Source organism: Blautia sp. OF09-25XD (assembly GCF_003482095.1).
In the GTDB taxonomy this organism is placed as follows: Bacteria; Bacillota; Clostridia; order Lachnospirales; family Lachnospiraceae; genus Fusicatenibacter; species Fusicatenibacter saccharivorans.
The window spans coordinates 25,888-38,651 of record NZ_QUMG01000014.1 but is presented as its reverse complement, the minus strand read 5'-3'; the positions used below and the strand labels follow the sequence as shown (position 1 = coordinate 38,651).

Here is a 12,764-nt window from a genome sequence, read left to right as displayed (position 1 = left end):
TTGCACAGGAAGGAAATATCGGAAAGGAAACAAAAAATTATGAAAATACTTGCACTGGACAGCTCCGGCCTGGTGGCTTCGGTGGCTGTTGTTGAAAATGACACACTGCTTGCGGAATACACCGTAAATTATAAAAAAACACATTCCCAGACTCTGCTTCCGATGCTGGATGAAATCTCGAACATGACAGAGCTGGATCTTTCGACGATCGATGCGATTGCAGTTGCCGGAGGTCCGGGCTCGTTTACCGGTCTTCGCATCGGTTCTGCAACAGCCAAGGGACTTGGTCTGGCACTTGAAAAACCACTGATTTCCATTCCAACGACGGCGGCAATCGCGTACAATATATGGGATACTAACAAATTTGTCTGCCCGATCATGGATGCGAGAAGAAACCAGGTCTATACCGGAGTTTACTGCTACACGGATCATCGTCTCGATACGGTCTGGGAACAGGATACGATGAGCATTGAGGCACTGGCGGAGGGCCTGAACTGCCTCGACCACGAAGTGATTTTCCTCGGGGACGGCGTTGCGGTTTACCGGGAAAAATTGCAGGAGCTTCTTACGATTCCGTTTTCGTTTGCACCGGCGCACGTGAACCGCCAGAGAGCGGCCGCAGTCGCAGCACTGGCTGAGGTTTATTATAAAGAAGGAAAGATTCAGACGGCCGAGGAGCATGAGCCGGAATACCTGAGAAAATCGCAGGCGGAGCGGGAAAGAGCCGAACGGGAATCTGTGAAGCATGCCGATGTGCTGAAAAAACAGAAAAACGGAGAGAAGAGCGAATGATCACAATCCGGGAAATGCAGATCGACGATCTGGAGCAGGTGATGCCGATTGAGGAGGCCAACTTTTCGATTCCATGGACAGAAACTGGATTTTTTACCTTTCTGATCCGTGACGACGCACTGTTTCTTGTAGCAGAGGAGGACGGTGAAATTTTAGGATATCTCGGAATCCTGATTTCCTTTGATGAAAGTGAGATCACAAATGTCTGCGTGGCAGAAAAAGCGAGAAGACGCGGCATCGGCCGTGCACTGATGGAAGAGCTGTTCCGTCGGATGCAGGAGAGAAAGGTGCGCGTGATTCATCTGGATGTGCGCATCGGCAATACGCCGGCACGGAATCTGTATGAGAGTCTTGGCTTTGTGCAGGACGGCCTCAGGAAGGGGTATTACGATCTCCCCAAGGAGGATGCGGTGCTGATGAGCCGGACGGATGAATCGGTTCCGAAGAGGTAGAGAGAAATTGTTATTGTATACGCATTTAACGCACAGGACTTTCCTTTCATTCCCAGTAGGAATGGCGGGAAAGATGTGTTACAATCGACAGGACACAGGAGAATCTGATTTCTGTTTTGTGTCAGGAACGAAGAAAGAAACGTTTTTTGATACACGGGAGGAAGAAAAATGCGGAAATACAACAAAAACACAAATGAGCTGGAAGCGGCGGTGTGTAACTGCTGCGGAAAAAGCATGAAAATACAGAATGGAATGCTGCTGGAGGGGATCTGCTCGGTCGACACGACGTGGGGGTACTTTTCCGGGAAGGACCTGGAAAAGCATGAGTTTGATCTGTGCGAGGAGTGCTACGATCGGATTACATTGTCGTTTGCGGTTCCGCCGGAAATTTCGGAGGACACGGAGGTTTAGAATTTCGGGCAGTTCGGCATCGTTCTGGAAGAAAGGGGAAGGTGCAATGCAAAGAGGTTTTACGATTCAGTCGAAGGTGGATGGACTGATGCTTGACGGGCTTGTGGTGGAGCCGGAGGAGGGCGTACAGCGGACGGCGCTTCTGCAGCTCAGCCATGGAATGAGCGAATACAAGGAGCGGTATCTGCCGTTTATGGAGTTTATGGCGGAACACGGTATAGTGTGTGTGATTCATGATCACCGCGGGCACGGAAAGAGTGTGAAGTCGGAGCAGGATCTCGGATTTATGTACGGCGCAGGCGGCGCAGGGCTTGTGGAGGATCTGTTTCAGGTTACGGTATGGGCAAAAAAAGAGTACCCGGATCTGCCGTTTATTCTGATGGGACACAGTATGGGATCCCTGGTTGTGCGCACGTATGCGAAGGAACATGATAGGGAGCTGGATGCGTTGATTGTGTGTGGTTCACCGAGCAAGAATTATCTGCGGCCGCTGGGTGCGGCTGTAGGACACGCAGAAGCGGCGGTGCTCGGGGATGAGCATCGGAGCAATCTTCTGGAGGCGATGTCGTTTGGATCGTTTGCGGCGCGGTTTGCGGATGAGAAGAGCCGGTTCGCCTGGTGCTGTTCGGACCCGGAGGTGGTGCGGGAGTATGAAGAAAATCCGCTCTGTGGCTTTACGTTTTCGGATGATGCTTTTTTTGCGCTGAATGATCTGCTGAAGGAGACGTATGGATTTCATGGATGGCATTGCACAAACCGGAAGCTGCCGGTGCTGTTTTTGTCCGGCGGGGATGATCCGTGTTATGTGAATGTGCGGCGCTTTAAAAAATCCATCGACCATATGCGGCTGATCGGGTACCGCAATGTCAGAGGAAAGCTGTATCCGGGAATGCGGCATGAAATACTGAACGAGAAAGAGAAGTACCGCGTATATGGCGATGTCTGGAAGTGGTTGAAGAAAGAAAAAGTGGTGGAGAATGTGGAGGGGGGAAGCACACCTCCGCAGACCCCGGACGGCGTTCCGGCAGGGAGCGGCGGTGTTTGATCATTTTTTGAAAAAAACGCTCATCAGCAAAAAAACTGATGAGCGTTTTTCAATGAAAGTAAATTTTTGACGATCACATGATCCATCCAAATACGGTGGAAAGGACGATCATAATCATGGAAAAGACAAACGAGTTCACCGACATCAGCGTCGCCCGCTGCCTGGACGGGATCATGTCATTGAGCAGAATATCGGTCCGGACTTCAAGAAAATCATCGGAAAAGGATCCGACAAATCCGCCGAAGACCATAAGGGCCGGCAGTCCGGTAAAGCTCATAAGAAAGGCGAAAAGTACACTGATCGTGCCAAACAGCAGAATCGCGCGGTAGCGGTATTTGTGAAAGTATGCCGTCATCCGCGATCCCAGTGCCGCGCCGAGTCCCATCACGAAGAGGGCAGGTCCAAGCAGCGCGCTGTTCATGCCGGTGAGTGGCAGCTTCGCCTGTAAAAAGAAGAGAACCAGCGTAGAAACGGCACCGATGAGTGCGTTCACCAGCATAATATTTCTTGCTTTTTTCTCACGGACAAGAAACTGCCAGCTTTCCTGCACAACCGAAACGATTTCCTGTCCAACAGGATAATGAACTGGTGTTGCGTCCGTTTTTACTTCCGCAAGGCGGAATGAAATGCCAAGCGCAATCAGCCCGAAGAAGAGATCAATCGCATACGCGCGCCGGTATCCCAGCCACAGGGCAAGGCCTGCGCAGAGCGTTGCGGTGGAATTGGTGATACGGTACAGCATCATTTCGGTAGAAGAAAAACGGGCATAAAACCATTCGTCCCCGTTCTGCTTCAGACTGTCATACGCAAGTGCCTCCCGTGTGCCGGATGCAAGGTTATAGCTGAGCGCACTGCATCCAAGCGCAAGCGCCGTTGTAGCAAAGCCGGTGGAAAAAATCATCAGCGTACCGGAAATCAGGGAGGCCATCTGACTTGCAATCAGCGTTTTCCGTCGCCCGAAAACATCGGCGACAACGCCGGAGGGGAGTTCAAAGCAGAGGCTCACGATATGGAAAATACTTTCGAGCATCCCGATCTGCAGCAGCGAAAATCCACGGAGTGCGAGCAGTGCAACCCACGAAGCCGCCGCAATCTGAAAATAGCCGACCGTGGTCATAAGATATAAAGTTCGTATTTGTTTTCTGGTATTTTTCTCAGACATAAAAAAATCTCCTTGTCAAAATATAGTAAAATTCTGATGGGGAGATACGTGCATTTTCTGTGTGATTTTAAGAATACAAGATGTGAAGTTTACTTAAAAAAGAGCGCACTATCCCCATAAACAGCTGAAACATCGCCATTTGTGAGGTGAAGAAACTGGTTTTTCCAGATCATAGTGCTACTCCTTTTGTAATCATAATTTTTTATCAGAATACCACCGGAAACGGAAAAAGTCAAAGAAAAATTTTGACGAAAATAAAAAAAACTATTGACTTTCAAGTATACTTTAATGCTACAATTTTCTCAACAATACTGAGGAAACGAAGGTTTCCGCGGAAAAGAAAGGGGATTTTATCATGAGTGTAGATGTAACAAAAATGCCGAAATTAGGATTTGGCATGATGCGCCTTCCGGAGAAGGACGGAGAACTGGATCTGGAGCAGATCTGTAAAATGGTCGATGCGTACCTTGCCTCCGGAATGAACTATTTTGACACCGCCTATATGTACTGCGGCGGAAAATCGGAGAGCATCGTGAAAAAAGCGCTGGTAGAGCGTCATCCGAGAGAAAGCTTTACTCTGACAACCAAACTTCCGCAGTGGATGATGGACGAGGGCATCGAAGGCCGTGACCGCATTTTCAACGATCAGCTCGCGCGCACCGGAGCAGGCTACTTTGATTATTACCTGCTGCATAGCGTAGAAGACGGCGCAAACTATGAAGGCTATGTGAAATACGACTGTTTCAACTGGGCCAAGAAGAAAAAAGAAGAGGGATTGATCAAACACTTTGGTTTCTCCTTCCACGGAACGCCGGAGCTGCTTGACAAGATTCTCTCCGAGCATCCGGAGGTCGAAATTGTCCAGATCCAGATGAACTATGCTGACTGGGACAATCCGCTGATCCAGTCCGGACGACTGTATGAGGTGCTTCGGAAATACAATATGCCGTTCCTTGTTATGGAGCCGGTAAAGGGCGGTTCCCTTGCATCGGCAGGCAAAGAGATTGAAGCAGAGATGAAACGTGTTCATCCGGATGCATCGATTGCGTCCTGGGCACTCCGCTTTGCGGCTTCCCTCCCGGGTGTTGCAACCGTGCTCTCCGGTATGTCAAACGAGGAACAGATGGAGGATAATATCAAAACCTTTCGAAATTTTGTACCGTTAAATGAGGAAGAAAAAGCAGTGATCGCCAAAGCACAGGAAGCGCTGAAAAAGAGTCCGGCGGTTCCGTGTACCGCCTGTCGTTACTGCTGCGACGGATGTCCGATGGGAATCGCGATTCCGGATGTGTTCAAGGCATTGAATACCATCCGCCTGTATGGAGAAGAAGACCGCGCGAAAAATTATTATAAAAAGCTGCTGGAAACATCGGGAAAAGCAGAAGACTGCGTGCAGTGCGGTCAGTGTGAGAGTGTATGCCCGCAGCATCTGCCGATCATTGACCTGTTAAAAGAAGCGTCCGAAAAGCTTGACGTGCCGGTGACGGAATAAGAGGATTGCGAATATCCGCTTTTGCATATGCTTTAGAAAAAGGCTCCCCGGAATACTCTGAAAAAAGAGTATTCCGGGGAGCCTTTTTCTATGGGAAATCTTGTTGGAATTTCCTGCGGAGAAAAAGATCCTTTGGGCAGGATCGCACTGCGCAGAAAAAATGTGCCACTTGCGAGAGATGTGACGGAGCGGTTTACGACCGGAAAAATGGAATGTAAAAAAGAAAAAACTCATGTTTTACATAAACTTAACATCTCTGAGATTTTGCATTTTACACGCCGTTGTTATGATGAAACCTGTAAAAACGAAATGTAAAAAATGTCGGGATTGCGATTTTACAAAATAGAAATCACAAAAATCCCATGTGAAAAGAGGAGAAAAGAATATTATGAAGAGAAAAGTAATTGCAATCACCTTAACCGCAATGATGGCTGCAGGAATGCTTGCAGGATGTGGAAGCAGCGATAGCAGCAGTTCTTCCACAGCAGACACTACAAAAGAGGCTTCTGCAACAGAGGCAGATGGCAGCACAGACGGTGACAGCACCGCAGCAGGCGGAGATTTTTCCGGACAGATCAGCGTGATCTCCCGTGAGGATGGTTCCGGTACCAGAGGTGCATTCATCGAGCTGTTCGGTGTAGAAGAGAAAAACGATGCAGGTGAGAAAGTAGACAACACCACCGTTGATGCACAGATCACCAACAATACTTCCGTTATGATGAGCACAGTGGCAGGTAACCAGTACGCAATCGGTTATATCTCTCTTGGATCCTTAAATGATGAAGTCAAAGCACTGAAAATCGACGGAGCAGAGGCAAGCGCAGAGAACGTAGAAAACGGTTCCTATAAAGTAAGCCGTCCGTTCAACATTGTAACAAAAGACGGTCTTTCCGCAGATGCGCAGGATTTCATGGACTACATCTTAAGCACCGACGGACAGCAGGTTGTTTCAGATGACGGATATATTGCAATCAAAGATACCAAAGCCTACGAAGGAAACTGCAGCGGTGAAAAGGTTGTGGTAGCAGGATCTTCCTCTGTAACACCACTGATGGAAAAATTAAAAGAGGCTTATACAAAAGTAAATTCAAACGCTAACATCGAAGTACAGCAGAGCGATTCCACAACAGGTATCACTTCCGCAAGCGACGGTCTCTGCGACATCGGTATGGCATCCCGTGACTTAAAGGATGAGGAGAAATCCTCAGGGCTTACCGCAACCGTAATCGCAACCGACGGTATTGCTGTCATTGTAAACAAAGAGAACCCGACCGACGGGCTGACCAGCGATCAGGTAAAGAGCATCTATGTTGGCGACACAACCGACTGGGCAGATGTAAAATAAAGAATGTATAAAGCAATGGAAAAAGAAGTAAGGGCGAACAATGGAAAATCGCTCTTACTTCCGTATCCGAAAATGTTCAGAAAAAGAAGCTGTCTTTCGGAACGTGCTTGAAAAAGCAGTTCGTAAGAAAAAACGAAAGTCTTTTTCAAACACGCTCCGCGAAACAATGAAATGAAAGGATTTATCTTATGAAACTAAGAGAAACGATCATGAAACTTGTATTCCTGATTGCGGCGTGCTGCTCCGTACTGGCTGTTGCACTGATCTGCATTTTCCTGTTCATGAATGGTGTTCCTGCCATTTTTAAAATCGGACCGCTGAAATTTTTGACCGGTACCGTGTGGAAACCGGGAAACAATATTTTCGGTATCCTGCCGATGATTGTCGGCAGTATCTGCGTGACCGGCCTTGCAATCCTGATGGGTGTGCCGGTTGCCATTCTTACTTCGGTGTTTCTTTCCCGTTACTGTCCGAAAAAGTTTTACGGCATCTGCAAATCAGGTATTAACCTGATGGCCGGTATTCCGTCTATCGTATATGGATTTTTCGGACTGGTTGTGATCGTCCCGTTGATGGCACAGCTGACAGGCAAAAACGGAAACACAATGCTGACGGCATCTATTCTTCTGGCCGTTATGATTCTTCCGACCGTGGTCGGTGTAACAGAATCCGCCATTACAAGCGTTCCGGAATCCTACTATGAAGCAAGCCTTGGCCTTGGTGCAACGCATTCCCAGAGCGTTTTCTTTGCAGTTGTCCCGGCGGCAAAATCCGGAATCCTGGCCGGCATCGTTCTTGGCATCGGACGCGCCATCGGAGAGACGATGGCAGTGATTATGATTGCCGGAAACCAGCCTCGTATGCCAAAAGGAATCACAGAAGGCCTTCGTACCATGACAGCCAATATTGTACTGGAGATGGGATATGCATCCGGACTTCACCGGGAAGCGCTGATTGCAACGGGTGTTGTGCTGTTTGTCTTTATCCTGCTGATCAATTTATCGGTGTCTATGCTGAACCGGAGGGTACATTATGGTGATTAAAGGAAATGGAGCTGTAAATACAATGGAAGCTGTAAAAATAAATACAAAAGAAAAAGAAAGAACAAAGGTTACGTATCACAAAAGTGTTTTTTCTTCGGTACTGACCGGAATTACCTGTGGAGCGGCCATTCTTGCACTTGCTATTCTGGTTTTTCTGGTTGGATTTATTCTGATCCACGGTGTGAAAAACCTGACACTGGAGCAGTTTGCATGGACCTATAATACAGAGAATGTTACGATGCTTCCGGCGATCATCAACACTGTTACGATGACAGTACTTTCCCTGCTGCTTGCTGCGCCCCTCGGCATTTTCTCGGCGATTTATCTGGTTGAATATGCCAATAAACGCGGAAAACTGGTTGGCCTGATCCGGATTACGGCAGAGACCCTTTCCGGTATTCCGTCGATCGTTTACGGTTTGTTCGGTATGCTGTTTTTTACGAAAACCCTGAAAATGGGATACTCGATGATGTCCGGTGCCTGTACCCTTGCCATCATGATTCTTCCGCTGATTATGCGAACAGCAGAAGAAGCCTTAAAATCGGTTCCGGATTCCTATCGGGAAGCAAGCTTTGGACTGGGAGCCGGAAAGCTTCGTACGATTTTTAAAATTGTTCTTCCATCTGCCGTACCCGGCATTCTTTCCGGTGTCATTCTTGCGACAGGCCGTGTCGTAGGAGAGACGGCAGCGCTTCTTTTCACAGCAGGAACGATTGCAAAGGTGGCAGGCCTTATGGATTCCGGCCGTACCCTTGCCGTTCATATGTATGCACTTTCCAGTGAAGGCCTTTATATGAATCAGATGTATGCAACCGGCGTCATCCTGATGCTGATTGTCCTTCTGATCAACGGCTGTTCCGGAATGATTGCGAAGAAAATTGCAAAGAAATAAAAGAGAGACGAGGAAAAAACATGAGTAAAATAGATGTATCCAATATGGATCTTTATTACGGAGACTTTCATGCCTTAAAAAATATCAATCTGAGCATTGATGCCAATGAGGTGACGGCTTTTATCGGACCTTCCGGCTGTGGTAAATCGACCCTGTTAAAATCCATCAACAGAATGAACGATCTCGTTCCGGGTTGCCGGATCACCGGTGAAATGCTGTTGGACGGAGAAAACATCTACGGCGGAAAAATGGATGTCAACGGACTCCGAAAACGGGTCGGCATGGTATTCCAGAAACCAAATCCGTTCCCGATGAGCATTTACGACAACATTGCCTATGGCCCCAGAACCCATGGTGTCCGTTCCAAAGCGAAGCTGGATGATATTGTGGAGCAGTCTCTTCGACAGGCGGCAATCTGGGATGAGGTGAAGGACCGTTTGAAGAAAAGCGCACTTGGCATGTCCGGCGGACAACAGCAGCGTCTTTGCATTGCGCGTGCTCTTGCCGTACAGCCGGAGGTTCTTCTGATGGACGAACCAACCTCAGCACTGGATCCGATTTCTACTTCCAAAATCGAAGATCTTGCGGTAGAATTGAAAAAAGATTATACTATTGTCATGGTAACCCACAATATGCAGCAGGCAGCCAGAATTTCCGACAAAACCGCATTTTTCCTGTTAGGAGAGGTAGTAGAATACGGAGAGACCGAACAGATCTTCTCCATGCCGAAGGATAAACGGACAGAGGATTATATTACAGGGAGGTTTGGCTGATATGAGGGAAAGATTTGAGCAGCAGATGGAAATTCTGCACACGGAGCTGATTGAGCTTGGCGCACTCTGCGAGCAGGTAATCGGACGGACATATGAGGTTCTGCTGGAGGGAAACCAGAGAGCGGCAGAAGAGATTATCAAAAAAGACCAGGTTGTCGATGCGAAAGAACGGGAGATCGAGGATCTCTGCTTCCGCATCATTTTACAGCAGCAGCCGGTAGCACGTGATCTGCGTCAGGTATCTGCGGCATTAAAAATGATTACCGATATGGAGCGGATCGGAGACCAGGCAGCAGATATTGCGGATATCGTAAAAGTAACGAGTCTTGGTGTGCCGGATGCAAGCATCCGTCTGAAGGATATGGCGAAAGCGACAGCTTCTATGGTAACAAAATGCATCGATGCATACGTTAAGCAGGATCTGAAGCTTGCACGGGAGGTTATCGATTCCGATGATATCGTGGATGATCTTTTTGACGAGGTAAAGGATGAAATTCTGCAGGGTATGCGAAAGGGAATTACCACAGATGTCCAGTCTCTGGACTATCTGATGATTGCAAAATATTATGAAAGAATCGGTGACCATGCAACAAACATTGCGGAATGGGTTGTGTATTCCATTAACGGTCACCATAAAGGGGAATAACAGATGATTTACTGCGTGGAAGATGAAAGAAATATACGGGAACTGATCGTATACACACTGGAATCGAGCGGTTTTACCGCAAGAGGCCTGGAAAGCGGAAAAGAGCTGAATGCAGCTATTGCAGAACAGCTTCCGGATCTGATTCTCCTGGATATCATGCTTCCGGGAGAGGATGGTCTTGAAATTCTTTCACGCCTCAAGGCATCGGAAGTAACAAAAGAAATTCCGGTCATTATGGTAACGGCAAAGGGCGCTGAGTATGATAAGGTCATGGGCCTGGACTGCGGAGCCGATGACTATATTACCAAGCCGTTCGGCATGATGGAATTTATCGCAAGGGTACGTGCCGTGCTGCGCCGTGCCGGAAAAGAAGAGAAGGAAAACGATGTGCTGGAGACCGGGGATCTGCAGATCCAGGTAAAGCAGCATCAGGTTCTGGCCAAAGGGGAGAAGGTTACCCTGACCTTAAAAGAGTTTGAACTGCTGAAATTTTTAATGGAAAATAAAGGAATTGTCCTTACAAGAGACCGTCTGCTCGGCCATGTCTGGGGTTATGATTTTGACGGAGAAACCCGTACGGTAGACGTTCATGTGCGTACACTCCGCCAGAAGCTGGGCGAATGCGGCGAGCTGATCGAGACGGTCCGCGGCGTGGGATACCGGATAGGAGGCTGAGAAAGTAAGATGCGTAAAAAAGTCTTTCAACATGCGGGAGCGTTGATTATCGCTGCGATTATCCTGACTTTTTTCACCATGAGCTGGGCAATGTACAACAATACGGCGGAGCAGCTTCGTGTTTCGGTGAGAAATGAATGTGAGTATTACAGGTATTTTCTGGACAAGATGGGTGATGACAGTCTGGATAAACCGGCCGGCAAGATTACGGCAAGCCGGGTTACCCTGATTGACACGGACGGAACCGTTCTGTTTGATTCGGTCGAGGATGAGAACATGATGGGAAACCATTCCGGGCGGCCGGAGGTGATTGAGGCGGAAAAGACCGGGGAAAGCAATATTTCCCGTTATTCCGAGACCCTGCGGAGCAAAACATATTATACGGCATTGCGCCTGGACAATGGAAAAATCATCCGTGTTTCCCTGACAACAGACAGTGTGTTCGGTGTGATGCTGCGGAATATATGGCTGGTGGTTGTACTGATTGCGGCAGTCCTTGTCGTGGAGCTGCTGATGGTCAGCCATATGACAAAGGCGCTTGTAAAGCCGATCAATGAGATTGATCTGAATCATCCGCTGGACAACAAAGCGTATGAGGAATTGAGTCCGCTGCTTGGAAGAATTCATCAGCAGCAGAAGCAGATTCAGCAGCAGATGGAGGAGCTCCGCCATAATCAGGAGGAGTATCTTGCAATCACGGAATATATGAAGGATGGTCTGATCGTGACAAACCAGTCGGTCGTACTTTCCATCAACCGTTCGGCACAGAATCTGTTTGATGTGACAGCGGAGGAGTGCATTAACCACAATATCGTGACAGTCAGCCGCAACGAGCAGCTGAAGGAGGCACTGGATCATGCGCTGGAGGGCAGTTCCGAGGAACGGATGCTGGAGATAAATGGAAGAGTCTATCAGCTTCTTGCAAATCCGGTGCGTGTGGACCGTGTTGTATCCGGTGCGGTCATCCTGGTGCTGGATGTGACGGAAAAACAGAAAGCCGAGGTGATGCGCCGTGAGTTTTCAGCCAATGTGTCACATGAGCTGAAAACACCGCTGATGTCGATTTCCGGATATGCAGAGATCATCGAAAACAACATGGTAAAACCGGAGGATATTCCCAAATTTGCGGGCAGAATCCACAGTGAGGCGAGCCGGTTAAGCTCTCTTGTCGAGGATATTATCAAGCTGTCCAGACTGGACGAAAACGACCAGTCAATCCCGATGGAGGAAGTGGATCTGATGCAGACCTGCCGTGATGTCGAGGGACATCTTTCCATACGGGCAAAGGAGCAGCAGGTGAAGATGACACTGAGAGGAGAGAGCTGCCGGATCAAAGGTGCACGACAGGTTCTCTATGAGATGATCTACAATCTCTGCGACAATGCGATCAAGTACAACCGCAGGGACGGTGAAGTTGAAGTGACGGTTTCACGCGGAAGAAACGGACGGGCAGTGGTATCTGTGGCAGATACCGGAATCGGAATTGCAAAGGAAGATCAGGAGCGGATCTTTGAACGGTTCTATCGTGTGGATAAGAGTCATTCCCGCGAAACGGGAGGTACCGGACTTGGACTTTCCATTGTGAAACATGGAGCGATTCTTCATGATGCAAAGATTAAAATTGAGAGTACGCTTGGAACCGGAACAAAGATAATTCTGGAGTTTTAAGTGAAAAACAGATAACGCAAAAGACAGCATGCGGGGACAGAACCTATATGGGAGGCTTGAAAAATTCATGATTTTTAAGTGCCCAAAGCGGTTCCGTCCCCGCATGCTGTCTTTTTATGTATGGCTTGTATCGTTATAAAAATGCAAATTCGTTGTTTTGAATAAACAGAGTATTCAATATTTGGTAAATATGATAAAGGGTTTGGGGGTTGTTTTTTGATGCAGAGTATGGTATTGTAAATATAACGAGTTCCGGAAACGTTACCGACACCGTTTCCGGAAATACAGACGAGATACCGACAGCCCTGTTTTTACGAAACAAAATGAGCTGGTTAGAAGGGCTGTATAAGTTACAATTTGCTGCGTAT

At 48.1% G+C, this 12,764-nt stretch carries 14 protein-coding genes; 13 read left to right on the top strand and 1 reads right to left on the bottom strand.

The genetic code is table 11. From position 1 onward, the window contains the following. Positions 1-39: 39 nt before the first annotated feature. The 4 genes from tsaB (at position 40) to DXA93_RS11675 (ending at position 2,700) form a co-directional block, all read left to right on the top strand. Positions 40-792 (top strand): tRNA (adenosine(37)-N6)-threonylcarbamoyltransferase complex dimerization subunit type 1 TsaB, encoded by a 753-nt coding sequence (gene tsaB / locus DXA93_RS11690; protein ID WP_055220568.1) that lies wholly within the window; start codon positions 40-42, stop codon positions 790-792. Continuing rightward, on the top strand, positions 789-1,244 hold the full coding sequence (rimI, locus tag DXA93_RS11685) for a ribosomal protein S18-alanine N-acetyltransferase (protein WP_179965869.1): 456 nt from the start codon (positions 789-791) through the stop codon (positions 1,242-1,244). Before tsaB ends, rimI begins: the two co-directional genes overlap by 4 nt. Positions 1,245-1,412: 168 nt before the next feature. Next, positions 1,413-1,655, top strand: a complete 243-nt coding sequence (locus tag DXA93_RS11680; protein ID WP_022462249.1) for a hypothetical protein — start codon at positions 1,413-1,415, stop codon at positions 1,653-1,655. 46 nt (positions 1,656-1,701) lie between these two features. Further along, the gene (locus DXA93_RS11675; RefSeq protein WP_119208372.1) at positions 1,702-2,700 is read left to right on the top strand and encodes an alpha/beta fold hydrolase; all 999 of its coding nucleotides are present in this window, start codon (positions 1,702-1,704) and stop codon (positions 2,698-2,700) included. A 73-nt stretch (positions 2,701-2,773) separates the two neighbouring features. On the opposite strand, the gene DXA93_RS11670 is transcribed toward DXA93_RS11675, so the two are convergent. Next, a complete protein-coding gene (locus DXA93_RS11670; RefSeq protein WP_119208370.1) occupies positions 2,774-3,862 on the bottom strand; it encodes an MFS transporter in 1,089 nt (362 codons plus the stop codon). A gap of 355 nt (positions 3,863-4,217) precedes the next feature. On the opposite strand from DXA93_RS11670, the gene DXA93_RS11665 reads away from it, so the two are divergent. The 9 genes from DXA93_RS11665 (at position 4,218) to DXA93_RS11625 (ending at position 12,396) form a co-directional block, all read left to right on the top strand. Then, positions 4,218-5,354 carry an aldo/keto reductase gene (locus DXA93_RS11665; RefSeq protein WP_243109222.1) on the top strand — a complete coding sequence of 379 codons (1,137 nt, stop codon included), beginning with the start codon at positions 4,218-4,220 and terminating at the stop codon, positions 5,352-5,354. 90 nt (positions 5,355-5,444) lie between these two features. Then, positions 5,445-5,669, top strand: coding sequence for a hypothetical protein (locus DXA93_RS11660; RefSeq protein WP_119208368.1), 225 nt, complete (start codon positions 5,445-5,447; stop codon positions 5,667-5,669). Positions 5,670-5,742: 73 nt separating this feature from the next. Continuing rightward, a complete protein-coding gene (locus DXA93_RS11655) occupies positions 5,743-6,699 on the top strand; it encodes a substrate-binding domain-containing protein (protein WP_117509344.1) in 957 nt (318 codons plus the stop codon). A 188-nt stretch (positions 6,700-6,887) separates the two neighbouring features. Beyond that, entirely contained in the window at positions 6,888-7,742 is an 855-nt protein-coding gene (gene pstC, locus DXA93_RS11650; RefSeq protein ID WP_022462254.1) for a phosphate ABC transporter permease subunit PstC, read from the top strand. Further along, the gene (pstA, locus tag DXA93_RS11645) at positions 7,732-8,634 is read left to right on the top strand and encodes a phosphate ABC transporter permease PstA (RefSeq protein WP_330378100.1); all 903 of its coding nucleotides are present in this window, start codon (positions 7,732-7,734) and stop codon (positions 8,632-8,634) included. Before pstC ends, pstA begins: the two co-directional genes overlap by 11 nt. 20 nt (positions 8,635-8,654) lie before the next feature. Continuing rightward, positions 8,655-9,407: a phosphate ABC transporter ATP-binding protein PstB gene (gene pstB, locus DXA93_RS11640; protein ID WP_022462256.1), complete on the top strand. Its 753-nt coding sequence runs from the start codon at positions 8,655-8,657 to the stop codon at positions 9,405-9,407. Position 9,408: 1 nt separating this feature from the next. After that, entirely contained in the window at positions 9,409-10,053 is a 645-nt protein-coding gene (phoU, locus tag DXA93_RS11635; RefSeq protein WP_119208366.1) for a phosphate signaling complex protein PhoU, read from the top strand. Positions 10,054-10,056: 3 nt separating this feature from the next. Then, on the top strand, positions 10,057-10,728 hold the full coding sequence (locus tag DXA93_RS11630; RefSeq protein ID WP_022462258.1) for a winged helix-turn-helix domain-containing protein: 672 nt from the start codon (positions 10,057-10,059) through the stop codon (positions 10,726-10,728). A 9-nt stretch (positions 10,729-10,737) separates the two neighbouring features. Further along, a complete protein-coding gene (locus DXA93_RS11625) occupies positions 10,738-12,396 on the top strand; it encodes a sensor histidine kinase (protein WP_119208364.1) in 1,659 nt (552 codons plus the stop codon). The last annotated feature ends 368 nt before the right edge of the window (positions 12,397-12,764 follow it).